At 64.8% G+C, this 24,323-nt stretch carries 27 protein-coding genes, 3 tRNA genes and 1 pseudogene; 9 read left to right on the top strand and 22 right to left on the bottom strand.

Annotated features, from left to right (window positions below):
- Positions 1 to 39: 39 nt before the first annotated feature.
- The 7 genes and pseudogenes from OIU93_RS13285 to pyrE form a co-directional block, all read right to left on the bottom strand.
- Positions 40 to 741: an urease accessory protein UreF gene (locus OIU93_RS13285; RefSeq protein ID WP_264270550.1), complete on the bottom strand. Its 702-nt coding sequence runs from the start codon at positions 739 to 741 to the stop codon at positions 40 to 42.
- On the bottom strand, positions 722 to 1,195 hold the full coding sequence (gene ureE / locus OIU93_RS13280) for an urease accessory protein UreE (protein WP_264270549.1): 474 nt from the start codon (positions 1,193 to 1,195) through the stop codon (positions 722 to 724). Before ureE ends, OIU93_RS13285 begins: the two co-directional genes overlap by 20 nt.
- A 29-nt stretch (positions 1,196 to 1,224) precedes the next feature.
- Positions 1,225 to 2,937 carry an urease subunit alpha gene (ureC, locus tag OIU93_RS13275; protein WP_264270548.1) on the bottom strand — a complete coding sequence of 571 codons (1,713 nt, stop codon included), beginning with the start codon at positions 2,935 to 2,937 and terminating at the stop codon, positions 1,225 to 1,227.
- Between the two features lie 230 nt (positions 2,938 to 3,167).
- Positions 3,168 to 3,509, bottom strand: a pseudogene (locus tag OIU93_RS13270) (urease subunit beta); the annotation flags it as partial.
- Between the two features lie 15 nt (positions 3,510 to 3,524).
- Positions 3,525 to 3,827, bottom strand: a complete 303-nt coding sequence (locus OIU93_RS13265; protein ID WP_264270547.1) for an urease subunit gamma — start codon at positions 3,825 to 3,827, stop codon at positions 3,525 to 3,527.
- A 307-nt stretch (positions 3,828 to 4,134) separates the two neighbouring features.
- Positions 4,135 to 4,923, bottom strand: a complete 789-nt coding sequence (locus tag OIU93_RS13260) for a hypothetical protein (RefSeq protein ID WP_264270546.1) — start codon at positions 4,921 to 4,923, stop codon at positions 4,135 to 4,137.
- Between the two features lie 11 nt (positions 4,924 to 4,934).
- Positions 4,935 to 5,492, bottom strand: a complete 558-nt coding sequence (gene pyrE / locus OIU93_RS13255; RefSeq protein WP_264270545.1) for an orotate phosphoribosyltransferase — start codon at positions 5,490 to 5,492, stop codon at positions 4,935 to 4,937.
- A 152-nt stretch (positions 5,493 to 5,644) separates the two neighbouring features.
- Between pyrE and OIU93_RS13250 the strand changes: the two genes are divergently transcribed.
- From OIU93_RS13250 to OIU93_RS13240, 3 genes are read left to right on the top strand one after another with little or no spacing between them, the layout of a single operon-like run.
- The gene (locus OIU93_RS13250; RefSeq protein ID WP_264270544.1) at positions 5,645 to 6,097 is read left to right on the top strand and encodes a MarR family winged helix-turn-helix transcriptional regulator; all 453 of its coding nucleotides are present in this window, start codon (positions 5,645 to 5,647) and stop codon (positions 6,095 to 6,097) included.
- 47 nt (positions 6,098 to 6,144) lie between these two features.
- Positions 6,145 to 6,969: an ammonia-dependent NAD(+) synthetase gene (gene nadE / locus OIU93_RS13245; RefSeq protein ID WP_264270543.1), complete on the top strand. Its 825-nt coding sequence runs from the start codon at positions 6,145 to 6,147 to the stop codon at positions 6,967 to 6,969.
- Between the two features lie 30 nt (positions 6,970 to 6,999).
- The gene (locus tag OIU93_RS13240) at positions 7,000 to 7,698 is read left to right on the top strand and encodes a peptidyl-tRNA hydrolase (protein WP_264270542.1); all 699 of its coding nucleotides are present in this window, start codon (positions 7,000 to 7,002) and stop codon (positions 7,696 to 7,698) included.
- Here the strand turns inward: OIU93_RS13240 and OIU93_RS13235 are convergent.
- Positions 7,685 to 8,827: an acyl-CoA dehydrogenase family protein gene (locus tag OIU93_RS13235; RefSeq protein WP_264270586.1), complete on the bottom strand. Its 1,143-nt coding sequence runs from the start codon at positions 8,825 to 8,827 to the stop codon at positions 7,685 to 7,687. The genes OIU93_RS13240 and OIU93_RS13235 overlap by 14 nt on opposite strands.
- A gap of 230 nt (positions 8,828 to 9,057) precedes the next feature.
- Here OIU93_RS13235 and OIU93_RS13230 point away from each other — a divergent pair, with 230 nt between their 5' ends.
- Both OIU93_RS13230 and OIU93_RS13225 read left to right on the top strand, forming a co-directional pair.
- Positions 9,058 to 10,773: an AMP-binding protein gene (locus tag OIU93_RS13230; RefSeq protein WP_264270541.1), complete on the top strand. Its 1,716-nt coding sequence runs from the start codon at positions 9,058 to 9,060 to the stop codon at positions 10,771 to 10,773.
- A gap of 52 nt (positions 10,774 to 10,825) precedes the next feature.
- Entirely contained in the window at positions 10,826 to 11,350 is a 525-nt protein-coding gene (locus tag OIU93_RS13225) for a MarR family winged helix-turn-helix transcriptional regulator (RefSeq protein WP_264270540.1), read from the top strand.
- A 32-nt stretch (positions 11,351 to 11,382) separates the two neighbouring features.
- Here OIU93_RS13225 and OIU93_RS13220 read toward each other — a convergent pair whose 3' ends face one another.
- The 6 genes from OIU93_RS13220 to OIU93_RS13195 all read right to left on the bottom strand — a co-directional run bounded on the left by OIU93_RS13220 (position 11,383) and on the right by OIU93_RS13195 (position 17,910).
- On the bottom strand, positions 11,383 to 12,108 hold the full coding sequence (locus tag OIU93_RS13220; RefSeq protein WP_264270539.1) for an ABC transporter ATP-binding protein: 726 nt from the start codon (positions 12,106 to 12,108) through the stop codon (positions 11,383 to 11,385).
- A 71-nt stretch (positions 12,109 to 12,179) separates the two neighbouring features.
- On the bottom strand, positions 12,180 to 13,295 hold the full coding sequence (locus OIU93_RS13215) for an ABC transporter permease (RefSeq protein ID WP_264270538.1): 1,116 nt from the start codon (positions 13,293 to 13,295) through the stop codon (positions 12,180 to 12,182).
- Between the two features lie 133 nt (positions 13,296 to 13,428).
- The gene (locus tag OIU93_RS13210; protein ID WP_264270537.1) at positions 13,429 to 14,244 is read right to left on the bottom strand and encodes a hydrolase; all 816 of its coding nucleotides are present in this window, start codon (positions 14,242 to 14,244) and stop codon (positions 13,429 to 13,431) included.
- A 145-nt stretch (positions 14,245 to 14,389) separates the two neighbouring features.
- The gene (gene mmsB, locus OIU93_RS13205; RefSeq protein WP_264270536.1) at positions 14,390 to 15,316 is read right to left on the bottom strand and encodes a 3-hydroxyisobutyrate dehydrogenase; all 927 of its coding nucleotides are present in this window, start codon (positions 15,314 to 15,316) and stop codon (positions 14,390 to 14,392) included.
- A gap of 15 nt (positions 15,317 to 15,331) precedes the next feature.
- A complete protein-coding gene (locus tag OIU93_RS13200; protein ID WP_264270535.1) occupies positions 15,332 to 16,405 on the bottom strand; it encodes an enoyl-CoA hydratase/isomerase family protein in 1,074 nt (357 codons plus the stop codon).
- Positions 16,406 to 16,410: 5 nt separating this feature from the next.
- Positions 16,411 to 17,910 (bottom strand): CoA-acylating methylmalonate-semialdehyde dehydrogenase, encoded by a 1,500-nt coding sequence (locus OIU93_RS13195; protein WP_264270534.1) that lies wholly within the window; start codon positions 17,908 to 17,910, stop codon positions 16,411 to 16,413.
- A 239-nt stretch (positions 17,911 to 18,149) separates the two neighbouring features.
- Here OIU93_RS13195 and OIU93_RS13190 point away from each other — a divergent pair, with 239 nt between their 5' ends.
- From OIU93_RS13190 to OIU93_RS13180, 3 genes are read left to right on the top strand one after another with little or no spacing between them, the layout of a single operon-like run.
- Positions 18,150 to 18,953 (top strand): exodeoxyribonuclease III, encoded by an 804-nt coding sequence (locus tag OIU93_RS13190; protein ID WP_264270533.1) that lies wholly within the window; start codon positions 18,150 to 18,152, stop codon positions 18,951 to 18,953.
- A gap of 3 nt (positions 18,954 to 18,956) precedes the next feature.
- Positions 18,957 to 19,808 (top strand): hypothetical protein, encoded by an 852-nt coding sequence (locus tag OIU93_RS13185; RefSeq protein ID WP_264270532.1) that lies wholly within the window; start codon positions 18,957 to 18,959, stop codon positions 19,806 to 19,808.
- Between the two features lie 48 nt (positions 19,809 to 19,856).
- Entirely contained in the window at positions 19,857 to 20,858 is a 1,002-nt protein-coding gene (locus OIU93_RS13180; RefSeq protein WP_264270531.1) for a YdcF family protein, read from the top strand.
- 10 nt (positions 20,859 to 20,868) lie between these two features.
- Here OIU93_RS13180 and OIU93_RS13175 read toward each other — a convergent pair whose 3' ends face one another.
- From OIU93_RS13175 to OIU93_RS13140, 8 genes are all read right to left on the bottom strand, one after another.
- Entirely contained in the window at positions 20,869 to 21,483 is a 615-nt protein-coding gene (locus OIU93_RS13175) for an alkaline shock response membrane anchor protein AmaP (RefSeq protein ID WP_264270530.1), read from the bottom strand.
- A complete protein-coding gene (locus OIU93_RS13170) occupies positions 21,480 to 22,055 on the bottom strand; it encodes a hypothetical protein (protein WP_264270529.1) in 576 nt (191 codons plus the stop codon). Before OIU93_RS13170 ends, OIU93_RS13175 begins: the two co-directional genes overlap by 4 nt.
- Positions 22,055 to 22,420, bottom strand: coding sequence for a hypothetical protein (locus tag OIU93_RS13165; protein WP_264270528.1), 366 nt, complete (start codon positions 22,418 to 22,420; stop codon positions 22,055 to 22,057). The genes OIU93_RS13170 and OIU93_RS13165 overlap by 1 nt, the downstream gene beginning before the upstream one ends.
- Entirely contained in the window at positions 22,417 to 22,608 is a 192-nt protein-coding gene (locus OIU93_RS13160) for a hypothetical protein (protein ID WP_264270527.1), read from the bottom strand. The genes OIU93_RS13165 and OIU93_RS13160 overlap by 4 nt, the downstream gene beginning before the upstream one ends.
- Positions 22,605 to 23,117, bottom strand: a complete 513-nt coding sequence (locus OIU93_RS13155) for an Asp23/Gls24 family envelope stress response protein (protein WP_264270526.1) — start codon at positions 23,115 to 23,117, stop codon at positions 22,605 to 22,607. Before OIU93_RS13155 ends, OIU93_RS13160 begins: the two co-directional genes overlap by 4 nt.
- 185 nt (positions 23,118 to 23,302) lie before the next feature.
- Positions 23,303 to 23,378, bottom strand: a tRNA-Phe gene (locus OIU93_RS13150).
- Between the two features lie 55 nt (positions 23,379 to 23,433).
- Positions 23,434 to 23,507 (bottom strand) — tRNA-Asp (locus OIU93_RS13145).
- Between the two features lie 80 nt (positions 23,508 to 23,587).
- Positions 23,588 to 23,660: transfer RNA gene (locus OIU93_RS13140), tRNA-Glu, on the bottom strand.
- 184 nt (positions 23,661 to 23,844) lie between these two features.
- On the opposite strand from OIU93_RS13140, the gene OIU93_RS13135 reads away from it, so the two are divergent.
- Positions 23,845 to 24,216, top strand: coding sequence for a metallopeptidase family protein (locus OIU93_RS13135; RefSeq protein WP_264270525.1), 372 nt, complete (start codon positions 23,845 to 23,847; stop codon positions 24,214 to 24,216).
- Positions 24,217 to 24,323 lie beyond the last annotated feature (107 nt).

The raw sequence follows: 24,323 nt of genomic DNA, 5'->3' as shown, positions 1-24,323 counted from the left end.
CTTCTGTCGTAGGTTTCTCGCGCCGCATGTCACTGCCGGTCAGGACATGAACATGCGGGCGCGCAGGTGTTCGTGGCGCATCTGCGCAATTTCCAGGCCAGGGGCAGCCGCTCCCAGGTCCTGGAGGTCCAGGGCGAAGATCTTCTCCACTGCCGCCAACACCGGGGCGTGCATGGCACGCAGCACCCGCTGCCCGGCGTTCTGCCCGATGGGGATCCCGCGGATCGCGTTCTGCGTCAGCGAGGTCACGGTGGAGAACAGGTAAGCCGCAACGGTGTCGGCGCACGGGGCGCCGGCGCCGCGCGCGCCCAGGGCAAAGGCGATGCCCGGGTGCCCGAAACAGGTGCCGGAGGCCACCTGCTTCCGGTAGTCCTCGAGCTCCTTGGTGGGGAAGACGCTGGTGGCCACGTGCAGCATGCGCGCGCCCATCTTCACCCCTGCCTCGCGGATCTGCCGCGGCACGGCCGAGGCATGGACCAGCGCATCGATCCGCGCCAGCTCCTCTCCCCCGGCAGCCTCGTGGGCCAGGCGCACCGCCAGCCCGTCGGTGTAGGCCAGGGACTGGGCGATGAACTTCTCGAGCCACAGCGTGAAGCTGGCCTCGTCGTGCACGGTCCGGGCGTCCAGGTAGCTTTCCAGGCCCAGGGAGTGGCTGAAGGCGCCGGTGGGCAGCGCCGAGTCGGTCAGCTGCAGCAGCGTCAGCAGATGGCCCGGCCCGGGGCTAGTGGGTGTGTTCGGCATGGCGGAACGGCAACGGCATCACGCGTTCCTGGCGCTGGAACGGCGTCTTGTGGTGCTTGAGGAAATCCTCGACGGTGTGGTCGTATTGCACCACCATCACCGCCGCGCCATAGTCGGAATCGGCGTCGAAGAACTGCGCCTGCAGGTGGCGGTTGCCCAGGGCGTGCGCCACCTGCCCCATCTCGAAGACGCTGCCCGGGGCAATGACCAACACGTCGGTGGGAAGCACCGAGACGGTGATGATTTCCTTCTCGTTGCGCAGCAGGATGTCGCCGTCCTGAAGGTCCGCGCCCGGGGCCAGGCGGATGCCCAGCTCCCGGCCGTGGTCGGTGGTGACGCGCTGGATGCGCTTGACCAGGGCTGCGGAGGGCAGCACGACTTTTTCCTCGTGCAGCTTTGCCAGCTCGGCCTCGGGGACATCGCGTTTGTTGCCCGAAAGCTGCTCGATGATCATGGAACTCCTTTGAAATGCTCGACGTCGGCTTAGAAGAGGAAGTAGCGCTGGGCCATGGGCAGCACGCTGGAGGGCTCGCAGGTGGCCAGCACCCCGTCCACGGTGACCTGGTAGGTCTGCGGGTCGACCTGGATGTCAGGGGTTTCGCCGTTGAACTTCAGGTCGGACTTGGTCAGCGTCCGGATGCCTGAAACCGGCCGGATGACCTTGCGCAACCGCAGGCGCTCGGGCACGCCCTCCTCGATGGCTGCCTGGGACAGGAAGGTGATCGAGGAGTGGTGCACGGCGGTGCCCAGCGCACCGAAGTTGGCGCGCAGCGTGCGCGGCTGCGGGGTGGGGATCGATCCATTGGAATCCCCCATGAGCGACTGGACGATCAGCCCGCCCTTGATGACCATGTCCGGCTTCACCCCGAAGAACGCGGGATCCCAGAGCACCAGGTCGGCGAACTTGCCTTCCTCGATGCTGCCGATGGAATCGGCGATGCCGTGGGCGATGGCCGGGTTGATGGTGTACTTCGAGATGTAGCGCTTGAGCCGGAAGTTGTCTCCCACCTCGGGGTCGCCCTCCAGCTTGCCGCGCTGGCGCTTCATGGCGTCGGCGACCTGCCAGGTGCGCAGCACCGTCTCCCCGACGCGTCCCATGGCCTGGGAGTCGGAGGAGGTCATGGAGAACACGCCCATGTCGTGCAGCACGTCCTCGGCCGCAATGGTCTCGGCGCGGATGCGCGAGTCGGCGAACGCGACGTCCTCCGGGATGTCGGCGTTGAGGTGGTGGGCCACCATGAGCATGTCAAGGTGCTCATCCACGGTGTTGTTCGTGTACGGCAAAGTGGGGTTGGTGGAGGCCGGCAGCACGTTGGGCAGCCCCGCCATGCGGATGATGTCCGGTGCGTGGCCGCCACCGGCACCCTCGGTGTGGAAGGTGTGGATGACCCGCCCGTCGATGGCCGCGATGGTGTCCTCCACGAAGCCGCATTCGTTCAGCGTGTCGGCGTGGATGGCGATCTGCACGTCGAATTCGTCGGCGATCTTCAGCGAGTTGTCGATCGAGGAGTGGGTTGCTCCCCAGTCCTCGTGGATTTTCAGGCCGATGGCGCCGGCGCGGATCTGTTCGGCCAGCGGGCCTCTGGCGCTGGCGTGACCCTTGCCCAGGAATCCGATGTTCATGGGCAGGTTTTCAACGGCCTGCAGCATCCGGGACAGGTGCCAGGGCCCCGGGGTCACTGTCGTTGCCTTCGAGGCATCGGAAGGCCCGGCGCCGCCGCCGATCATGGTGGTGACCCCCGAGGCCAGGGCCACCGGAACCTGGTCGGGGCTCACAAAGTGGATGTGGGTGTCGATGGCGCCGGCGGTCAAGATCTTGTGCTCGCCCGCAATGATGTCGGTTGCCGCACCGATGGTGATGTTCACCCCGTTGGTGATGTCGGGGTTGCCGGCCTTGCCGATCTTGAAGATGTGGCCGTCGCGCAAGGCGACGTCGGCCTTGTAGATCCCGGTGTAGTCCAGCACCACCACGTTGGTGATGACGGTGTCCGGGATGTCCTGGTCGCGGGTCATCTGGCCGTTTTGGCCCATGCCGTCGCGGATGACCTTGCCGCCGCCGAAGACGACTTCGTCGCCGTAGTTGGTGTAGTCGTGCTCGATCTCGGCCAGCAGCTCGGTGTCGGCCAGGCGAATGGCGTCACCGGTGGTGGGTCCGTACATCTCCGCATAGTGCTTGCGGCTCATTTCAAAGCTCATGATTGGTCCTCCTCCGGGGTCTGATCCTTCGAGGCCGCGTCGGCCTCGGCCTTTTCGCTTTCCTCGGTGGCGCGCCGAACCTCTTCGGGGTGCGGCGGAAGCGATTCGTCCACGGGGTCCACGCCGAAGTCGGTGTGGAAGCCCACCGATTCCCCGCCCAGGTTGGGCAGATCGATGTCGTAGTCGGCGACCAATTCCGCTTCGGTGACCGGGTTGATGCCGGCGGAGCCGCCGATGGCTTCGGTCTCCACGGCCGGGATGGTCTCGCCGACCGGGCCGTTCACGCGGTCCTGGAACCCATAGACGTGCCGGCGCCCGGCGAATTCGACCAAGTGCACGGTGCGTGCATCGCCGGGCTCGAAGCGGACGGCGGTGCCGGCGGGGATGTCCAGACGGAAGCCGCGGGCGGCCACCCGGTCCAGGTCCAGCTGCGGGTTGACCTCGGCAAAGTGGTAGTGCGATCCGACCTGGATGGGACGGTCGCCGTGGTTCACCAGGTTCAGGATTCGGGTTTCGAGCTCCGAATTGCAGAGCACGGGTTCGTCACGCAGGATGTATTCTCCCGGTTTCATGTTCTTCTCCCTTGCCTAGCGAATCGGGTTGTGGACGGTGACGAGTTTGGTGCCGTCGGGGAAGGTCGCCTCGACCTGCACGTCCGAAATCATGTCGGCGACCCCCTCCATGACCTGCTCCCGGGTCAGGATGGTGGTTCCGTAGCTCATCAAATCCGCCACCGTGCGCCCGTCCCGGGCGCCTTCAATCAGTTCATAGGTCAGGATGGCCACGGATTCGGGATGGTTGAGCAGCAGTCCGCGGGATTGGCGTCTGCGCGCCAGGTCGGCGGCAACAACCACCATGAGTTTTTCGTGCTCACGTGGGGTCAAATGCATCTAGGGCTCCAGTTCTCAACAGCGGTAATAAAATGCGCCACCCGTTATCTTCAACCGGCGGGCAGATGCGCCGGGAGGTCCGTGGATAGGGCAAGAATAGCAGAAGAAAACCGGCACCTATCTACGACTTGTGGTAGCGCGGCAGCATGGCGTTCCACCCCCGGTTTCGCGAGCGTAAACCGTAAGTTGACCAGCCCGCATTCGGTCTAACGTAGATGTAGCGATTCGCGTCCGAGAAGCAGGTTGCGCCGAACCCTTCCCGAGGCAAGCAAAACCTCCATCTCCGGGCCCGCATTAAACACTTGCCTCAGGGCTCAGCCCGTTCTGCGGCCAGTAATCGTTCCAGTCCGTCAGCCCAGCGCAATTGGAAGGCACTGGTGTGGCGCGTCCGGAAGCGGTCAATCCCATCGTGTACCTGTTCCGAATCCCACGTTCCGGTCCGGAGCAGGCCCAAAATCTGTCGATCGATACGGTCCTCGCTGGCCGGATCCAGCTGCCAGTCCAGCGCGGCGGCGCCTAGGGAGGGCCTGACTTCGGCGTCGAAAAGCCTCGGCAAGGTAATCGCGGCCAAGGCCGGAGCTGCCGCAAACAGCGCCGCGCGTTCGCGCGGCTTGCTCCAGCGAAGGGTAAAGAGCAGGTGGTTCACCGTGCCGTCACCGGTGGGAGCGGGGGCGAGCCCGCAAACGACCCAATCAAACATCACCCCGTAGGGGCTGATCTTGTCCCAGTTCTTGGGAGCGCGCTGGTAGTTCTCTCCCAGCCGTTCGAGGATCGCGGGCAATTCTTCCGGAAAGATCCTTGGGTAGGCGTTCTTGAGCACTTTCCGCGGGATAGCGACCAGGTCGGCTGCCCGCATGGGGCCGATGCATGCTGCATGGGCACACACCACCGCGTCGACGTGCTTGCCCAATTCACCGGTCCAGTGCCCCTCGGGCGAGGTGGCCAACCCCGGGGCGCTCATCATCAAGCGGTACAGCGCCGCGACGGGACGCTTGGCCGCGAGTACCCCGGGGCGGTCGGACTCGATAAGTGCCAGGACTGCCCCGGGGTCTCCGCGGCGCACTGCACGCAGGACTGGCGCGTCAGCGGAAGTCACAAGTGGCGGGCTTAGAGGCCCAGCTCGTCCTTACCGAAGGCATAGAGGTAGGGCACACCGGCCTCGGCCTCGATGCGTTCCTTGGATCCGGTGTCGCGGTCAACGATCACTGCCACCGCCACGACGTTGCCGCCTGCCTTGCGAACGCCCTCGACGGCGGTCAGTGCGGAACCGCCGGTGGTGGAGGTGTCCTCGAGGACCACGACGTTGCGTCCCTCGACCGAGGGGCCCTCGACCTGTCGGCCCATGCCGTAGGACTTCTGGGCCTTGCGGACCACGAACGCGTCGATGGAGCGTCCGGCGTGTCCGGCGGCGTGCATGAGTGCGGTGCCCACCGGGTCCGCACCCATGGTCAGGCCGCCGGCATTGGTGAATTCTATGCCTGCCTCGTCGAGCATTTCCAGCATGACGGAGCCCACCAGCGGGGCCGCCTCGTGGTGCAGGGTGATGCGGCGTAGATCGATGTAGTAGTCGGCCTCCTTGCCGGAGGAAAGGATGACCTTGCCGTGGACCACGGCGAGTTCCTTGATGAGTTCGAGCAGGCGGGTGCGCGCGGCAGTGTTGGTCATGAGTTCAATTCTAGTTTGGTCGACGGCATACCTGCGATCGCAGCGAGTGTGTGTCATTGAGAAGCCGGCATCGCCCGCACTGCCTTCCCTCACTCGCCGCGTGGCCAACCCGGCTACAGACAGGCAGGTGGTCCCCGGGTTAGGGTGGGGTCATGACCGATTCTCGCCCTTTGGGTTACTGGCTTAAATTGGTTGACTCGCTCATCTCCGAGCAGTTCGCCAACTCCCTCGAAGAGCACGGCGTCACCCGCCGGCAATGGCAATTGCTCAATGTCCTGACGCGCGGACCCGCCACCGGAGGCGAGCTGACTGCAGCCCTTGCCCCGTTCTTCGGGGACGTCCAGATCGAAGACGAACCCACCAGCCCATCCGAGCATCTGGCCGAGCTCGTTGAATCGGGTTGGGTTGCCGAGGAAGGGCACACCTTTGCACTCACCGAGCAGGGGTCGGTGTCCCTGAACCGTCTCACAGAGATCGTCGATGCGATGCGCGAGGAATCAAGCGCCGGAATCACGCCGGAGGAGTATTCCACCACGGTCTCATCCCTGCAGAAAATGGCCACCAACCTTGGATGGGATCCCAACCGGCCTCCCGCGGACGCGTAGGACGAATCCGCCATGGTTGGGTTCCCTTGACAGGTTAGGCTAGGGACATGCGCGAACTACAGGCTGCCATCATCAAGGAAATGGGTGTCAAGCCCCGGATCGACCCCGCCGCGGAGGTCCGTGCCCGCATTGATTTCCTCAAGGAATACCTCACCGCCACGCACACCAGCGGGTTTGTGCTTGGCATCTCTGGCGGCCTGGACTCCACCCTGGCCGGGCGCTTGGCACAACTCGCCGCGGAGGAGCTCCGGGCTGCAGGAACCGACGCCAAGTTCGTCGCCGTTCGACTTCCCTACGGAACCCAGCTCGACGAGGACGACGCGCAGGCCGCCATGGAGTTCGTGGCCGCAGACGTGGAACGGACCTTCAACGTCAAGGCGGGTGTCGACGGACTCGAAGCCGCCTTCCACAAGGCCGTGGGCACACCGGTCTCGGATTTCAACAAGGGCAACATCAAGGCGCGCATGCGCATGATCGCCCAGTACACCTTGGCCGGCGAGGAAAACCTTTTGGTCCTGGGCACCGATCACGGCGCCGAATCGGTCACCGGATTCTTCACCAAGTTCGGAGACGGCGGGGCCGACCTCCTTCCGCTCTTCGGTCTGAACAAGCGCCAGAACCGCGAGCTGCTGCGGCATCTGGACTCCCCGAGGCAATTATGGGAAAAGGTCCCCACGGCCGATCTGCTCGACGGCCAGCCTCTACGCACCGACGAGGATGAGCTGGGCATCACCTACGAGAACATCGATGACTACTTGGAGGGACGGGAGATCCCGGAGGCCGCCGCAACCCTGATCGAGGGCAAGTTCCTGCGGACACGGCACAAGCGCACCACTCCCGTCACGATCTCCGACACGTGGTGGAAGTCCTGATCGGTTCCACTACCGCATAGGCTGGAACCCGTGGAAAGCAGCCTGAACGAACCATCCCCACGTCCCGACGCACCAGAGAGTCCGGTCGAGGAATTCCCTGAACCGACCGGCGAGCTGGTGCAGCCCATCATCTTGCTGGTGGATCGCGAGGAACCCTGCCCCGAGGACGAGGGCATCGCCGTCGCGGCGCTGGCCTCGGTCAGCGCCTTGCTGGCAGATCCGCGCCACCCGTATTGGCGGCCATGGGCGCAGGGAGCGTTTGCCAAGAGCGTCCGCCGGGCGGATGCCAAGATGTTCGCCAAGGTCGCCGAGGAATTCCCCGCCCACGCGCTCGCGCAGATTGGGTCCGCACGGGCCATGGGTTTTGCCCCGATGCAGGCCGACTCCCTGCCCAAGCGCCTGGCCAAACTGCAGGTCTCGGGAACCACCTTGCCTCCGGGCGCGCCCATGGTCCCGACGACGGTTCGCATTGGGTTGAACGATTCATTGGGAATGAGCACCGGGAAGGCCGCCGCGCAGGCAGCGCACGCGTTGTTCGCCTGGGTACTGGAGGGAAAGCCCGAGGAGCTCGATGCCTGGCGTGCGGCCGGCTGCCCGCTTTCCATCGAACGCCTTGACTCCAGGGCGTTCAGGAAGAACGCCCGCACTGCCCACGGCCCGGTGATCCACGATGCCGGGCGCACCGAAATCACCCCCGGTTCCGCGACCGCATTCGTCAGTGTCGGCTGACAAACGCCGAGACGCCGGTGACGGCCCGGCCGACGATCAATGAGTTTATTTCGTAGGTGCCTTCATACGTGTAGAGGATTTCAACGTCCCCAAATAGCTTGGCCATCTCGTAGTCGCTGGTGACGCCGTTGCCTCCCAAAAGGGCACGTCCCTTGGCCGCGGACTCGCGTGCCAGGCGGGTGGTGGTCGCCTTGGCCATGGCGGCCTGGACCATTTCGAGATCCCCGGTCCCCTGGATCCTGGCCACGTCCGACATGAGTGAGAGGCTTGCCATGGCGTTGCCCAGAATCTCGGCCAGCGGCAACTGCACCAACTGGAAGCCTGCGATGGGCGCACCGAATTGCGTGCGTGCCAAGGCGTAGTCCCTGGCGATGTCGAAGATCCCCAGTTGGACGCCCGCCGCCTGCCATCCCACCCAGGCACGGGAGTGCTTGAGCAGTTCGTTGGCCGCCGCGAAGTTCTTGGCCCCGGGCAGCCTGTTGGTTTCCGGAACACGTACAGCGTCCAAACGGATGTCCGCGTTTTGCATGATGCGCAAACCGACCTTGTTGGAGATCTTGGTGGCGCTGAAGCCCGGACAATCGGACTCGACGATGAAGGCCTTGACCGTATTGTCTTCGGTGTCGCGTGCCCAAACCAGGGAAAAGTCGGCCATCGTGGCCGCGCCGATCCAGCGCTTGGCCCCGTTGATGACCCATTCATTCCCGTCGCGAGTCGCCGTGGTGGCGAGCCCTCCGGCGATGTCGGAGCCATGCTCGGGCTCGGTCAGGGCAAAGGCACCCAGTGCAGTGAATTGGGATAGTCCAGGCAGCCACTTCTTTTGCTGTTCCGCCGATCCGAGTTCCCGGATCATGCCGACGATAAGTTCGTTGTGGATGCCAACGAGGGCCGAGAGTGAGACATCGGCGCGTGCCGCCTCGACATAGACCAGGCCCTTGAACAATTCGCTGCTGCCATCCAGCTGGATTCCTCCGAGGCCGTGGGCTGCCATCTCGGGCAGGAGGTGGTGCGGAAACTCCTCGCGGTTCCAGTACTCGAGGGATTCCGGCCGCACCCGGTCCTGCAGGAAAGTGCGGATATCCCGCAAGCGTCGACGTTCGGACGGCTCCAGCAGCTGCCAGATGTGCATGAGGTCCACGTCCGGAAACGGGAGTGAAGTGAAGCTTCGTTCGGTGTCGGCAACGGCGATTGTTGCCTGGTTCTCACTCAATGGCATGAGAGGGGTAACTCCTTGTCCGGTGAAATGTTTGGCTCGATGTTTGCGAGCTCTTCCAAACCCTTGGATATCCAAGTATATTTGCCAGTGACTCAAATCACTAGGGCTTCCTACTAATTGGGTGTCCGGGCGAAAGGACGGCAATGACAGTTACCGAAGAATTCCGTGCAGCACGCGACCGACTCCTGGAACTGCGGACCGATTACGACGGCGCCCGCAAGGAATTTCGCTGGCCCGAGTTCACGGAGTTCAATTTCGGCCTCGACTGGTTCGACCAGGTTGCCAAGGATCCGCTGCGCGCCGACACCAATGCACTGGTCATCGTCGAAAAGGACGGAACGTCCACGCGCCGCACCTGGGCCGAACTATCTGCCCGCTCCGGACAGGTCGCCAACTGGATGCGCTCGATCGGCATGAAGCGCGGCGAAAAGATGATCGTCATGCTTGGCAACCGCGTGGAGCTCTGGGAGATCATGCTGGCCGGCATCAAGCTGGGCATGGTCATGATCCCCACCACCACGCAGATGAACCACCTCGACCTGCAGGACCGGGTTGAGCGGGGCGGTGTGCGCTGGGCGCTGGCCGGGCACGGCGACACGCAAAAGTTTGACCTGGTCGCCGGCGACTACACGGTGATCCACGTGGACGGCGACGCACCGGTGGGCGCGGTGGACTACACCGAGAGCACCGGGCATCCCACCGAATTCGTGCCCGAGGTGGCAACCAAGGCCGATGAAACCCTGCTGCTGTATTTCACCTCCGGCACCACTTCCAAGGCCAAGCTGGTGGAACACACCCATACCTCGTACCCGGCCGGGCACCTGAGCACGATGTTTTGGATCGGTCTGGAGCCCGGTGACGTACACCTGAATGTTGCATCCCCGGGTTGGGCCAAGCACGCGTGGAGCAACTTCTTCACCCCCTGGATTGCCGAGGCAACCGTCTTCCTCTACAACTACGAACGCTTCGACGCCAAGGCGCTCATGGCCCAGATGGATGCCGAATCCGTCACCAGCTTCTGCGCCCCGCCCACCGTGTGGCGCCTGCTGATCCAGGCCGACCTGACGGCACTGAAGAACCCTCCGGCCAAGCTGGTGTCTGCCGGCGAGCCGCTGAACTCGGAGGTCATCGACCAGGTCAGCCGCGCCTGGGGGCAAACGATTCGCGACGGCTTCGGACAGACCGAAACCACCGTGCAGATCGCCAATCCGCCGGGGATGCCCATCAAGATCGGTGCCATGGGCAGGCCCATGCCCGGCTACGACGTGGTCCTCATCGACCCAGCCACCGGAGCGGAGGGGCGCGAGGGGGAAATCTGCCTGCGGCTGGATCCACGCCCGCTGGGGCTGATGAAGTCGTACTACGGGGACGGGGAGAAGACCGCGGATGCCTTCCGTGACGGCGTCTACCACACCGGAGACATGGCCGAGATGGACGAGCAGGGGGTCATCACCTACGTGGGCCGCGGCGATGACGTGTTCAAGTCCAGCGACTACAAGCTCAGTCCCTTCGAGCTGGAGTCGGTGCTGATCCAGCATCCCGCCGTCGCCGAGGCCGCCGTCGTGCCCTCCCCCGATGCGCTCAGGCTCTCGGTCCCCAAGGCCTTCGTGGTCACCGCCGCGGGCCATGAGCCTTCGGCGGAGTTGGCCGAAAGCATCCTGGGCTACTGCCGGGAACATCTGGCTCCCTTCAAACGGATCCGTCGACTCGAATTTGCCGAGCTTCCCAAGACCATTTCCGGGAAGATCCGGCGCGTGGAACTGCGGAACAACGAAGCGGCACGCCACGACGCGGCCCCTGGGCTCCAGCCCCAGGGCATCGAGTACCGTGACGACGATTTCCCGTCCCTGAAATCCTGATGCACGGAGAGGCTTGGATAAGCTGGGGCACGAATTCTATCCGGAGGGAACATTGAGCCAGCCACTATCGCGCGACCCGATCCTGGAAGCGCAACGCAATTGGGAACGCCGGGGGTGGGAGGACGTTGCCGAGCCCATGGCTGCGATCACGGCCCTGATGAGGACGCAACAGATCCTGTTGCAACGCGCGGAAACGGTCCTCAAGCCATTCGGCCTCACCTTCGCCCGCTATGAGATGCTCGCTTTACTCAGCTTTGCCCGTGAGGGCTCGCTGGCCATGAATCGGGCAAGCGCCCTGTTACAGGTCCACGCCACCTCGGTGACCAACGCCGTGGACCGGCTGGAGAGTGCCGGCCTGGTGGCTCGCACCAAGCATCCGACCGACAAGCGCACCACCCTCATTGCCCTGACGCGGCAGGGCCGCGAACTGGCCGCGGCCGCCACCATCGAGCTTAATTCCCAGGTTTTTGCCGACTCCGGGTTTTCGGACCGCGACATCTCCACACTGATCCGGATCTTCAGCAAGTTCCGCCGCGAAGCCGGGGATTTCTCCGGGGACGAGCCGGCTTCCGAGTAGCGGAGGGAAACGGCCTGCCTGTTTTCGGCGGTCTAGACGCCGACCAATTCCGGGAGTCCGAGCACGCCGTCGCGCATTGAGGCGACGGCATCGGTGAGCGAGATGAATTCGGTATCGTGCGTGACCATCACGGTGGCCACGGAGAACTCCTTGGTCACATGGGCCAACAGCCGCACAATGGACTCGCTGCGCGTGTTGTCCAGTGCCGCGGTGGGCTCGTCGACCAGCAACACCTTTGGCTCTCCCATCAGGGCGCGGGCGATGTTCACGCGCTGGCGCTGACCGCCGGAAAGCTGGTGCGGGCGCTTCTTGGCGCTGTCGGCCAAACCAACGATTTCCAGCAGTTCCAGGGCCCGGGCCTTCGCGGGCTTCAGCGGCTTGCCGCGCAAGTGGTCGGAAATCATGAGTTGCTCGACTGCCGTCAGCGAGGCCAACAGGTTGGGCTGCTGGAAGATGATGCCGACCTTCTCGCGACGCAAAGTGGTCATCTGGGCATCGTTCAGGTCGCTGGCGGTTGTCCCGTCGATGATGACCAGCCCGCTGGCGGGGCGGATCAATGTTGCCGCGGCCGCCAGCAGGGAGGACTTGCCCGACCCCGAGGGACCGATGAGCGAGAGCATCTGGCCGGCACCGACGCCGAGGTTGACGGCGTCCAGGGCCTTGACGGTGCCCTGCCCGTCCGGGTATTCCAGGGTCAGGTCGATCAATTGCAGGGGCATGTTGGCGGTTGCGGTTATGCCGGTGGCGGCGGTGTTCATTCAAATCCTTTGCGGGGAAGGTGGGGGCAGACGTTGGGAAAGACGCGCGGACGTCATCGTGGCCTGTGGGGCTAGTTGCCGCCCAGGGCGATGAGCGGATCGACCTTGGTGACGCGGGAGACGGCGAGCGCTGCCCCGGCCAGGCCGAGCACAAATACGCCGAGGATGGGTAGCACCGTGGTGGCGGGGCCGAGCAGGAAGGGCGCGGCGCTGGCGGCGAGGGAGCCGCCGAGGATGCCGATGCCGCCGCCGATCCCGGCACCGAGCAGCAGTACGATGCTCGCCTGGGTGATGGCGTCCCGAAGCACATACCCACCGGAGCCGCCCAGGGCCTTGAGCACGGCAATGTCGCGGGTGCGTTGCACGGTCCAGACCGTGAGGAAGGCCAGGATCACCAGGGCGGAGATCCCGTAGAGGAAGCCCTGCATCATCAGCAGCGAGCCGTTTTCGCTCTTGTAGGAGCCCAGCGCGGCGTAGGAGCCGGTGCGGGTGGTGCTGACGGTGCCTGCGGCGGCGTTGGCCGCCTCGCTATCAACCGTTGCCCCGTCCCGGTTGGTGACGGCGATGACGGTTCCGGCCTGGGTGGCGTCGCCCAGGTGGGCGAGGCCGGCCCAGGAATCGAGGTCCGTGTAGGCGACAGAGGTGTGCGAGTACCAGTTGTCCGCGGCAATCCCGCCGACGACCAGGTCGATCCCGGCCATGGAGACGGTGTCCCCGGCCTGAAGCGCCAGGTCCTCGGCCACCGATTCGCCGATGACGACCTCTCCCTCGGCAACCGGCAACGGGGCCAGCGAGCTGCCTTCCGGGATGCCGAAGACCGCGACGTTGGTGGTTCCGGTGCTGGTTTCCGACCCCGCGGCCGAGCCCTGGAAGCGGGTCTGGGTGATGCCGATGGCTTCTGCCGATGCAACACCCGGGCGGCTGCCCCAGACGTCAACCTGTTCCGCGGTGACCTGGCTTTCGGTGAACGAGGCCTTGGGTTCGTTGCCGCTGGCGGCGCCAAAGGCAAGGGTGTCCACCGGGGTGGTCCCGGAGCCGAGGTTTTTCAGGGCAGAGGTTGACTGGTCTCCCAGACCGGCGGTCAGACCGGAGAGCATGACCAGCAGCAAGGTAATGAGCGCAACCACCGAGCCCATGAGGGCGAAGCGGCCCTTGGCGAAGCGGATGTCGCGGATTGCAAGAAACACGGTAGGAGGTTCTCTCTCAGTGGATGGTGCGGGGGGCCTTGCGACCGGCAATTTCCCCCTTCTTATCTCCCATCCTCCGTCTGCAGCCTCCCTTGCACATCGACCATATGGTCGATTGGTGCAGGCTGTCCCATTATTCGGGCATATCCCCATTGACCCACGATATGTACCGGCGCAGCGTCCGTTTGACAGCGGTGTGGGCGTCCTGTTCCAATACGCCGAAGGCGCTGTACATCCGAGTGAACGCCAGTGGCATCACGATGCCAAGGATGCGTTCAACGGCACTGGCGGGCAGCGGGATGTTGTTGACGTAGCTGCGCATGGCGTTTGCCGATGTCCTGTCACCCCCCACGGCAATGGTGTCCCCGCTGACCAGCACCCCGGCACCATTCTGCCCGGCCGGCCAGTGCACGACGCTGCTTCCGGCGAAGTGGCCGCCACATTGGTACATCCAGAGGCCGGGGAGCATCTCGACTTTTCCTTCCCAAAGCCTGATGACCGGATCCGGGCGCCGGATCCACTGCTCATCTGCCGCGGCAACGTACACAGGGACATGTCCGAAGCGATGGCTGTACTGGATCGAGGATCCGGTCAGGTGCGGATGGCTGGAGGCAATGGCCGCCACTCCGCCGAGCTCGTCAATACGAAGTGCACCGGCCACATCGATGAATCCGGGCGGCTCAAAAAGCAGGTTGCCGTCGGGAGTGCGGATCAGCAGCCCGCGATGCCCGATGCCCAGTCGCGGTGTCGTGGTGACGGAGTAGAGGTCGGGTTCCAGTTCCTCGACCAGTATTTTGTACCCCTTGGATTCGAGCTCATCACGGGTGGTCCAGGCCTGGCCCGTCGCGGGCACGTATTGGCGTTCGTCCTCGCAGATCGCGCAGCTCTTGGGCGGGCCGGCGCCATCGCCGTGTTCAATGGCGCAGGTTAAGCAACTGAAGATGGTCATCAGGGCCCCTTTCCCCTCGGTTTGCAGGTCGTGGTCACATCCCACGAACCTCAAGGTGCGTTGAGGTCAAGTCCCCCGGGTGCGGGCGCGTCATAGACGCTCCCGCACCCGGGCGACCTTCCCGCGCTTCGGCTTGCCGGCCTGCCTAGCCTCCCGATTTGTCCCGGATCTCGGCGATGATGCCGGAAAAGTCGCGGCCGGCCCCGCCCTCATCGGCGAACTTGCGGTAGATCTGTGCGGCCATTGGGCCCAGTTGCGCGGCAACCCCCGCAGTCTCCACGGCGTTCAACGCCAGGCCAAGGTCCTTGGCCATCAGTGCACCGGCAAAACCGGGGACATAGTCGCGATTGGCAGGGGAAGCCGGCACCGGTCCGGGGACCGGGCAGTTGGTGGTCACCGACCAGCATTGTCCCGAGGCCGTGGAGATCACGTCGAACAGCGCCTGGTGGGTCAGGCCCAGCTTCTCGCCGAGCACGAACGCCTCGGCGGCGCCGATCATGGAGATGCCCAGGAGCATGTTGTTGCAGATCTTCGCGGCTTGTCCGGCGCCGTGTCCGCCGCAGTGCACCAGCTTCTTGCCCATGACCTCCAGCAGCGGGGTGATGTGCGCGAGATCGCCCTCCTCGGCGCCGATCATGAACGTCAGGGTCCCGGCTTCGGCTCCGACCACGCCACCGGAAACCGGGGCGTCTGCCGACCGGTGCCCGGCGGCCAGCGCCAGCTGCGCCGCCTCGCGGGCCTGGGCCACGTCGATGGTGGAACAGTCGAGGAACAGGGTATTCGGCGGGGCGCTTTCCAGCAACCCGGGTTCGCCCACGCCCCGGTAGGCATCGAGCAGGATGTCCCCGGAGGGGAACATCGTCAGCACGATGCGTGCGCCGGTGGCGGCCTCGATGGCCGAGGCAGCACATGGCACGCCCGCCCCGACGGCGGCGTCAACGGCCGCGGGGACGACGTCGAAGCCCACCACGTCGAAACCCGCCTTGATGAGGTTCACGGCCATGGGCTCGCCCATGTGCCCGAGCCCCAGGAATGCTATCCGGCCCGCGGAGGCGGGCGATTGTTCAGACATGTTCTTCCTCCAGCGTTATTCGACCGCGTCGCTCAGGGCGCGTGGGTTGAGTTTGAGTTCGCGCTCCCCGAGCGAGGCGAAGCAGGCATCAAGGTCTTCCTGCCGCACTTGGGCCAGGGTGGGGGGATTCCACGCCGGGGCGTAGTCCTTGTCGATGACCTGGGCACGAATGCCCTCGGGGAAGTCCCTGGACTCGAGGCAACGCAACCCGACCCGGTATTCCTGCTCCAGCGTCTCTTCGAGGGATCCCAGGTCCCTGGCGCGGCGCAGCGAGGCCAGGGTGAGCTTGAGCGCGGTCGGCGATTTCTTCGCCAGCGTCGCCACGGCGTACTGGGCCTCAGCGTTTCCGTCGTCTGCCAGTTCCTGGAGCGCGGAGACGATTTCCTCGACATCCTGCCGCGCATAGACGTCATCGAGCCAAGGCCGCCAGGCCTCCAGGTTCGAGGCCGGGACGGGCAGGAGGTATGCCGGCAGCACTTCGTCAACCGGCCTGCGCTCAAGTTCCGCGAAGAGCTCCTCGGCGCGGGCGAAGTCGATGAGGTGGTCCGCCAGTCCAAGGTAGAGCACCTCGGCCGCGCCCAGGTGCTCGCCGGTGAGCGCGGCATGGGTGCCGGTTTCCCCGGGGGCACGGGAAAGCAGGTACGTGCCGCCGACATCCGGGACAAAGCCGATGGTGGTTTCGGGCATCCCGCTGCGGGTTCGGCTGGTGACCAGGCGGTGGCTTCCGTGGGCGGAAATCCCGACTCCCCCGCCCAGGACCAGACCGTCCATGTAGGCGATGTAGGGCTTGGGATAGGCATTGATCAGGGAATTCAGCCGGTATTCGGTCGCCCAGAAGGCTTCGGTTTCCCTGCCGCCTGCCGCGATGTCGCGGTGGATCGCCACGATGTCGCCGCCGGCGCACAGCCCGCGATCGCCTGCCCCTCGCACCAGCACCTGGCTCACCGCCGGGTCGCTGGCCCACTCGCCGAGGGTCTGGAGCATGGTCGCGGCCATGCCAGCAGTCAGGGCATTGACGGCGCGCGGTCGGTTCAGCGTGATCACGCCGAGGGATCCGCGCACTTCGGAAAGGATCTGCGGCTCGTCCACGTCGCTTAGCTACCTTCCGGCATGACGAAGCTCGCGCCCTCGCGGATGCCCGAGGGCCAGCGCGTGGTCACGGTTTTGGTCTTGGTGTAGAAGCGGAAGGCGTCGGCCCCGTGCTGGTTCAGGTCCCCGAAGCCGGAGGCCTTCCACCCGCCGAAGGTGTAGTAGGCGATCGGGACCGGGATGGGAACATTGACCCCGACCATGCCGACCTGGACGCGCGAGGTGAAGTTCCGGGCGGTGTCGCCGTCGCGCGTGTAGATGGAGACGCCGTTGCCGAATTCGTGCTCCGAGGGCAGGCGCAGGGCCTCCTCGTAGTCCTTGGCCCGCACCACGCAGAGCACGGGTCCAAAGATTTCCTCCTTGTAGATGCGCATGTTTTCGGTGACGTTGTCGAAGAGGGTGGGGCCGACCCAGAATCCGTCTTCGTGGCCCGAAACGCTCAATCCGCGGCCGTCGACCAGCAGCGAGGCGCCCTCGTCCACGCCGACCTGGATGTAGTTCTCGATGCGTTCCTTGGCGCTTTGGGCCACAACGGGTCCGAAGTCGGATTCCTTGTCCATGCCGTCGCCGACCTTGAGCCCGGCCACGCGTTCCTTCAGCTTGGACACCAGGGCGTCGGCGGTGGCCTCGCCGACGGGGATGGCAACAGAGATGGCCATGCAGCGTTCGCCTGCCGATCCGTATCCGGCGCCCATGAGGGCATCGGCCACCATTTCCAGGTCCGCATCGGGCATGATGACCATGTGGTTCTTGGCCCCGCCGAAGCACTGGGCGCGTTTGCCGTTGGCTGCTGCGGTGGCGTAGATGCTTTGGGCGATCGGGGTCGAGCCCACGAAGCCGATGGCCTTCACCCGCGGGTCCTCAAGCAAGGCGTCGACGGCTTCCTTGTCACCGTTCACGACGTTGAAGACACCGTCCGGGAGCCCGGCCTCGGTGAAGAGCTCGGCGAGCCGCAGCGGGACGGAGGGGTCGCGCTCGGAGGGCTTGAGGATGTAGGAGTTGCCCGCGGCGAGGGCCGGTCCGGCCTTCCACAGCGGGATCATAGCGGGGAAGTTGAACGGGGTGATGCCTGCGACAACGCCCAGCGGCTGGCGCAGGGAGTGCACGTCGATGTCGGTTCCGGCACTGTCGGAGAATTCGCCCTTGAGCAGGTGCGGGGCGGCGGCGCAGAACTCGATGACTTCCAGGCCCCGCTGGATGTCACCCTTTGAATCGGGGAACGTCTTGCCGTGCTCGCTGGTCAGCAGCGCCGCCAGCTCATCCATGTTCGCGTAGACGAGCTCGACGAACTTGCTAAGGATGCGGGCCCGGCGCTGCGGGTTGGTCTGGCCCCATTCGACCTGTGCGGCCTCGGCGACGGTGATGGCGTCTCGGACTTCGCCGGGCGAAGCCAGTGGGAGCCTGGATTGCACGGCTCCGGTGGAGGGGTTGTACACATCGGAGAAGCGACCGGAGGTTCCTTTGGCGTGGGCGCCGCCCACGTAGTGGGTCAGTTCACGGGTCATGTGATTGATGCTCCTATGCAAGATTCGCCTGAACGCGGCAGCGGCCTGTGATGCGCACCACGCCTGTTACCCAAAAATATACTCGGACTTCCTACTAAATTGCTAGGTCTTGGCCACCCCCGCCCGCACCCCATGGCCGCACACCGCCCGTGCGCCGGGGCACGGACGGTGTTCATCGGGGCGGCAACCCGCTGTCGCGCAGAACTGACCGCCGTGATGAGAGTTGATAGGTTGGGTATGTGAAGATTGCTACCTGGAACGTGAACTCCCTTCGTGCCCGTGCCGACCGCGTCGAGGACTGGCTGCGCCGCTCCGACGTCGATGTCCTGGCGATCCAGGAAACCAAGTGCAAGGACGAGAATTTCCCTTGGGAGTTGTTTGAAAACAACGACTACGAGGTCGCCCACTTCGGCCTCAGCCAGTGGAACGGCGTGGCCATCGCCTCCCGAGTGGGCCTTGACGACGTCGAGCGGACCTTCGCAGACCAGCCGGCCTTCGGCAAGGGCGGCAAGGACCCGGTGCAGGAAGCGCGCGCGATTGCCGCAACCTGCGGCGGCGTGCGCATCTGGAGCCTGTATGTGCCCAACGGCCGCGCCCTGCAGGACGAGCACATGCCCTACAAGCTCGATTGGCTCGCAAACCTCAACGCCCAGGCCGCCGGCTGGCTGGCCGAAAACCCCGAGGCGCAGGTTGCCCTGATGGGCGACTGGAACATCGCCCCGCGCGACGAGGACGTCTGGGACATCGACTTCTTCATCGCCAATGAACTCACCCACGTCTCGGCCCCGGAACGCGCGGCCTTCGACGCCTTCCTGCAGACCGGTTTCGTCGACGTGGTCCGCCCGCATACCGACACCCCCAAGACCTACACCTACTGGGACTATACCCAGTTGCGGTTCCCCAAGAACGAGGGCATGCGGATTGACTTCACGCTGGCCTCCCCCGCGCTGGCCTCCCGCGTGATTGGTGCCGAGATCGACCGCAACGAACGCAAGGGCAAGGGCGCCTCCGACCACGTCCCGGTGATTGTGGAGCTGGACTAGGCCATGGTGCAGGTCAACGGAACCAACCGACGGGCCCTCCCGCCGACCTCGTACCTGCGCATTTTCGAACCACTTCGGGCCTTTTCGGATGCCGATCAGCGGCTGGCCGTGGCCAGCGGCCGAATCAACCGCGAAACCATGGAGGACGCCAGCGCATGCGCGGCATTGCAGCGCCTGACCCGCCCGGCTTCCGACCCGTTCCCCCACCGGCACACCGAGACCTTCCGCAAACTGGTCACCACCACCTGGGACGGCACCGTCAACACCCTGTATTGCCCCGACCAGTTGGCCACCCGCACCATCCTGGCCTCGGAACAGCTCGACGGCTCCATGCGCCCCCAGCTCCTGGAGCTGCTGGTTCCCGATGCCGCCCGGGCGGCCAATGCGCTGCGCGTGGACCGGCAACGCTTCACCGACGACCTGGCACACCTGCACACCCGCACTGCGACTTGGGGCATCCCCTTTGGCTGGCTGATCCTGGTGCACGAGGACGACGAGGTGGATGTCATTGAGGACGGGGAGGAACTGCTCGCCAGCCGCATCTACACCCCGCTGCCGCAGGCATTGGACCGGGTCCGCTATGCCGCGGCAACCCTGGCCATCCATGCCCCGGAAATGGACCTTCTGGACGAGCTTGCGGCGCTGAGCGAATGGCTGCAGCTCTTTGACAAGGAGTCGGTGGTCGAGCTCGACTACGGACGCATTGCAGCGCTCGTCTGGCCCGACGATTCGCCCCACGACCTGCGCCTGGGCATCGAGTCGCTGGCCGAATCCGACATGACCGGCGCCGCTGCTTCCTATCGCCGACTCTCGAACCGGTGGCTGGCCGTCCGCCAGCTCGCGCGGGCCAACTAGCCTGCAACCCCAACCAGGGGCACCGTGCGGCCTTGATAGTCTCGGACAGTGTTCCTTGTCCCAGCGTTGCTGCTTATTTTCCTGTACTTCCACCTGCGCCACCGCGACCGCCGGATGCTGCGCAACGGTGTGGTGTTGGTGGCTGCCTGCTACCTGGCATTGATCGAAATTGGCAATCTGCTTTCCCGCTGGGTCCCTGGCATGTCCTACGTGTTCCTGGGGATCTTGGCCCTGGCTCCGCTGTCGGTCCTGGCACTGGCAGCGACCCTGATTCGGAACGGGGTGGTGATGCCCAAGTCCGAGGGCCGGCGGCTGGGCAACCTGCTGTTCCTTGTGGCAGGGCTGCTGCTCATCGCCTTGCCTCCCCTGGCCCTGTTGCTGGTGCTCACGCTAAAGCCGATGGCGATCGGGCTGGCTGCCCTGCTCTTCTTCCTTTGCAGCTACTTCGGCGTGGTCTTCGTGGTCTTTCGTGCCTACGCAGTCGCCTACGGGCGCAGGACCTTTACCGGGATCCCGCAGGGAATCGTGGTGCTGGGCTCGCGGCTGGAGGACGGTGGTGTCCCGCCACTGCTGCGCAACCGGCTGGACAAGGCACTGCAAATCTACCGGTGCACCACACCTCGCCCGCTGCTGATCCCCTCCGGCGGACAGAGCCCTGACGGGGTCCTGGCCGAGGGCACGGCGATGACGGACTACCTGGTTGGCGCCGGGGTGGCTCGCGAGCATGTGGTGGTGGAGGACAATGCCGTGAACACGGAGGAAAACCTCACGTTTTCCGCGCATCTCTTCCGGGAATCGGGGGGCTGCGGACCGCTGCTAGTGGTCACCAACAATTACCACGCACTGAGGGCCGCACTGCTGGCACGTCGGCTGGGGGTCGATGCCGAGGTGGTTGGCTCGCCGACCGCCAAGCACTATCTGCCCGGTGCCTTCCTGCGCGAGTATGTGGCGGTACTGGTGGAACACAGATGGTTGCACGCGCTGTTGTGCCTCCCCTTCATGGCATTCACTGCGCTGCTGGTCATGGCCGTCATGAAAAGCCAGGGCTAACCGAGAGCGGCTACAGGACGCGTTCAACCCGGGCGAACCGGGAGCGGGTGCCCACAGCCAGGTAAACCACCACGGGCCCGCTTACACCCATGGACTGCTGGACCAGCTTCGCGGCGCGGGCAACTTCCCGGCCCAGCGGGCCCGGAGCCGTGCCCTTGCGGGGCTGGATCTTGATCCGCAGCCCGGCCTCCGGCTCCAGAACCCAGACACTGACGCCGATCGAAATGATGTCGTGGCGCCGCCCCAGGACGTGCCGAAGCGCCTGCTCGACAGCGTTTTGGGATATCTCCACCCTGCCGGGCAGCGGTTCGTCGTCAAAATAGGCCGAAACATAGTCGCCTCCCCTGCCGCTGCCCTGCACCGCGATCCACCACAGCGTTAAGAGGATGAAGCAGATCAGCAACGCCGAGATGAGGATCCACATCCAGGATTCCCGCTGTCCCGGCAGGGTGGTGGCCGCCAGCACCTCGTTGGTTCGCGCACCCAGCTGGCCGGCGACCTGTCGCCACCCATCGGCATAGCCGGGTGAAAGGGCAGCCAGCACCATGTGCGCGCCGCACACCAGCAACGCCAGACCCAGGACGGCCAGCAGGATCCGGTTGAGCAGACGTGGCGTGCGGTTCATTGGCCGATCACCCCGCGCTCGGCAACCCTGACAAAGACCTTCGGCAATGGAGTCACCAGGTTGGTTCGCAGCTCGTCCTCCAGTCCGGCAACGACACGTGCGGAGTCGACGGGTATTCCCGAGGTTGGGCTGAGCTGCACCTCGACTCGGTCCCGGTGCACCGTGACCAGCGCCTGTCCACGGCCAACGCCGGCTTCCGCGCGGGCGCGTCGGGCCAGCCCCGCGGCCAGCACCTGGTCATCGACAATGAGGACCCCGACCTCGCAGGCCAGTGCGTGGCGGGCACGTCGCCCGCGGCGCAGCCCGTGCGCCAGCAGCACGAGGCCAAAGACCATGACGCACAGGCCAACGGCCACCTGCCCTGCGATTTCACTTCCACCGGGTAGCGCCGACGCCCGGCTCCACCAGGTATCCGGGGCGGCAAGCAAGGGTTCCTGCCCCAGGGCCTTGAGCGCCGTTTCCAGCAGGACGTATATGCATGTCAGCAAGATCAGCAACGCGACGGTGACGGCCGCCGGCGAACGGCCGCTGGTGAGCTCGCGCTCCCTGATGTCCGTGTGCTCCTGTCCCATCAGTGCCTCCGTTCCGCGGCGGAACCCACGATCCCGGTGACCCGTACGTCCACCCGGCTGACCAGGGAGCCGGTCAGCCCGCTGAATTGTTCGCCAATCTCCGCGCGTCGGTCGCGAACCCTGTCCAGGACGGTGGATCCGGCAGTGCCTGAGGTGCCCGACAGCGGCAAGGGCAGGTGGACCGTCAGCGCGAGGTAGCCCGCGTCATCACGGAGAAACGCCCGCACCAGGCCGGCCTCGACGCCAAAGACGTTGGCAGCCACAGCGCGTGCAGTGGCGGTGAGTGCCTGCGCATTGACCCGGGTGTGACCCGCGCGGGGAACTGACCCCGCATCCTGAACCGGCGAAACGGCACTCTGGCTCATGACGAAGATCGTCGTCCGGTCAGGGCATCAAGGATCGCGCGCATGTCGACGCGCCCGCGCACGGTCCTGGACGCCAGCGCACCGACCGCCATGAACAGCGCCATCAGAAGGAAACCCCCCAAGCCGTGTTCCAGTGCAGCCCAGGCCAGGATGGCCCCCAGAAGTGCGCCAATGAGTGTTGCCTTCATGCCGGTCCTTCCCCTGCAGAGTTGCGTCGCTTTTCGGAGACGGGTTCGGAGGCGAAAATATGCACGTCTCCGATTTCAATATTGACCTCGATAACCTCGAAGTCCGTGAGGTCCTGGACGGCTCTGAATACCGCCTCGCGCACCGCCGTCGCGAGATCGTGAAGGCGATAGCCGAATGTGGCGGTGAGGACCAGGTCTATGGCAACCTGCCGCGATCCGACTTCCACGCTGACGCCATGTGCTGGTTCCGTGGCGGAACCCACGGCGCCGCGCAGGGCGCCGAACGCCCGCGAGGTTCCCAATCCCAGCGAATGCACTCCCGGAATGCCTCGGGCGGCGGCGGCGGCAACCTTCGCCACGGCAAGATCGGTGATCCTCGTGGTTCCGCTGGCTTCGGTTTCGGGCAAGCTATGCACCGAAAGTTCATGATCCATGGGTCCGGTCCTCTCTGCGCTCGCCTCATCATGCTCGGCGTACGCCACCAGCCTACAACCGAATGTGATGGACATCGCAAGAATCGGCAGGTGGGCAAGGGTTCCGGGAACTATTCCGATGCCTTTCGCCAAGAATCGGAAGACCTTGGCAGGCCCAGGGCCGACCCAATTTCTTGCCCCTATTTGGCCCACACAAGTCGGGCTTCAACATTCGCGTGGACAAAGCAAAAACCCCCCTTGTTTCCAAGGGGGGTTTTTGATGGTGGCTCCGACCGGCGTCGATCCGGTGACCTTTCGATTTTCAGTCGAACGCTCTACCAACTGAGCTACAGAGCCTGGCATCATCAGGCTAGATGATCACCCGATCTTCCGGCGAACCGAAAAACCTAAGCGACCCTGACGGGACTTGAACCCGCGACCTCCGCCGTGACAGGGCGGCGCGCTAACCAACTGCGCTACAGGGCCTTATTCGCGAAGTCTCCCTCGCTCACAAGACAAGAACTCTACCAGAGCATTTCGCTCGAGCAAAATCCAGATTTCGTGCGTACCCCCAACGGGATTCGAACCCGTGCCGCTGCCGTGAAAGGGCAGTGTCCTAGGCCGCTAGACGATGGGGGCCAGGAACCTCTGCCGTGGATTACTCCGCCGCAGTGGACTCAAATAACTATAGAGGCAAACTTCCCTCCGTGCAAAACCGGACACGCGTGACAGTCGACACAACCCCGCTTGCGCCTCATCCCGCCCCTTCGAGTCGTCGAACGGCCGCCGGAAATCAGGACGGCAGCTAGGTAGAGTGCAACGCATGGCGTACGAAATGACTGACGACGAGTTTGAACTGGTGGCCGAGCGTGCCCTGGATGAAATCCCCGAGGCCCTCCTTGCCATGATGGAAAACGTCGCCATCTTCATCGAGGATGCCTACAAGCCCCTACCCAGCGAAGACCCGGCGACTAAATTGCTGGGTCTTTACGAGGGGACATCACTGACGGAGCGCGATTCGGGATGGGGCGCCGGGGCCATGCCCGACCGCATCACCATTTTCAAGAATGCAATTCTCGAAATCTGCTCCACCGAGAAGCAGGTTGTTGAAGAAGTCGGCATCACGATCGTTCACGAGATTGCCCACCACTTTGGCATCGATGACGAACGACTGCATGAACTTGGCTGGGGTTAGGGCTCTACACCTCGCGGGGGCCGGTTAGTACCGCGCACGCTAGGCGCACCGATCAAGGCGGACATCGCTCCGTAGTGGAAAGCCGGGTTCCTTCGCCTGGGGCAACA

Origin of the sequence: Paeniglutamicibacter sp. ZC-3 (assembly GCF_025847175.2) — a bacterium.
Taxonomy (GTDB): Bacteria; Actinomycetota; Actinomycetes; order Actinomycetales; family Micrococcaceae; genus Paeniglutamicibacter; species Paeniglutamicibacter sulfureus.
This window is presented reverse-complemented; position numbering and strand designations above follow the sequence as displayed.

Coding starts and splice junctions, on each gene's coding strand:
- ureC (WP_264270548.1), bottom strand. CDS start 2,937: ATGAGCTTTGAAATGAGCCGCAAGCACTATGCGGAGATGTACGGACCC.
- OIU93_RS13185 (WP_264270532.1), top strand. CDS start 18,957: ATGGTGCAGGTCAACGGAACCAACCGACGGGCCCTCCCGCCGACCTCG.
- OIU93_RS13165 (WP_264270528.1), bottom strand. CDS start 22,420: ATGAGCCAGAGTGCCGTTTCGCCGGTTCAGGATGCGGGGTCAGTTCCC.
- nadE (WP_264270543.1), top strand. CDS start 6,145: ATGCGCGAACTACAGGCTGCCATCATCAAGGAAATGGGTGTCAAGCCC.
- OIU93_RS13195 (WP_264270534.1), bottom strand. CDS start 17,910: ATGACCCGTGAACTGACCCACTACGTGGGCGGCGCCCACGCCAAAGGA.
- OIU93_RS13265 (WP_264270547.1), bottom strand. CDS start 3,827: ATGCATTTGACCCCACGTGAGCACGAAAAACTCATGGTGGTTGTTGCC.
- OIU93_RS13285 (WP_264270550.1), bottom strand. CDS start 741: ATGCCGAACACACCCACTAGCCCCGGGCCGGGCCATCTGCTGACGCTG.
- OIU93_RS13210 (WP_264270537.1), bottom strand. CDS start 14,244: ATGACCATCTTCAGTTGCTTAACCTGCGCCATTGAACACGGCGATGGC.
- OIU93_RS13155 (WP_264270526.1), bottom strand. CDS start 23,117: ATGTCCATCACATTCGGTTGTAGGCTGGTGGCGTACGCCGAGCATGAT.
- ureE (WP_264270549.1), bottom strand. CDS start 1,195: ATGATCATCGAGCAGCTTTCGGGCAACAAACGCGATGTCCCCGAGGCC.
- OIU93_RS13170 (WP_264270529.1), bottom strand. CDS start 22,055: ATGGGACAGGAGCACACGGACATCAGGGAGCGCGAGCTCACCAGCGGC.
- OIU93_RS13250 (WP_264270544.1), top strand. CDS start 5,645: ATGACCGATTCTCGCCCTTTGGGTTACTGGCTTAAATTGGTTGACTCG.
- OIU93_RS13175 (WP_264270530.1), bottom strand. CDS start 21,483: ATGAACCGCACGCCACGTCTGCTCAACCGGATCCTGCTGGCCGTCCTG.
- OIU93_RS13160 (WP_264270527.1), bottom strand. CDS start 22,608: ATGAAGGCAACACTCATTGGCGCACTTCTGGGGGCCATCCTGGCCTGG.
- OIU93_RS13230 (WP_264270541.1), top strand. CDS start 9,058: ATGACAGTTACCGAAGAATTCCGTGCAGCACGCGACCGACTCCTGGAA.
- OIU93_RS13235 (WP_264270586.1), bottom strand. CDS start 8,827: ATGCACATCTGGCAGCTGCTGGAGCCGTCCGAACGTCGACGCTTGCGG.
- mmsB (WP_264270536.1), bottom strand. CDS start 15,316: ATGTCTGAACAATCGCCCGCCTCCGCGGGCCGGATAGCATTCCTGGGG.
- OIU93_RS13135 (WP_264270525.1), top strand. CDS start 23,845: ATGGCGTACGAAATGACTGACGACGAGTTTGAACTGGTGGCCGAGCGT.
- OIU93_RS13220 (WP_264270539.1), bottom strand. CDS start 12,108: ATGAACACCGCCGCCACCGGCATAACCGCAACCGCCAACATGCCCCTG.
- pyrE (WP_264270545.1), bottom strand. CDS start 5,492: ATGACCAACACTGCCGCGCGCACCCGCCTGCTCGAACTCATCAAGGAA.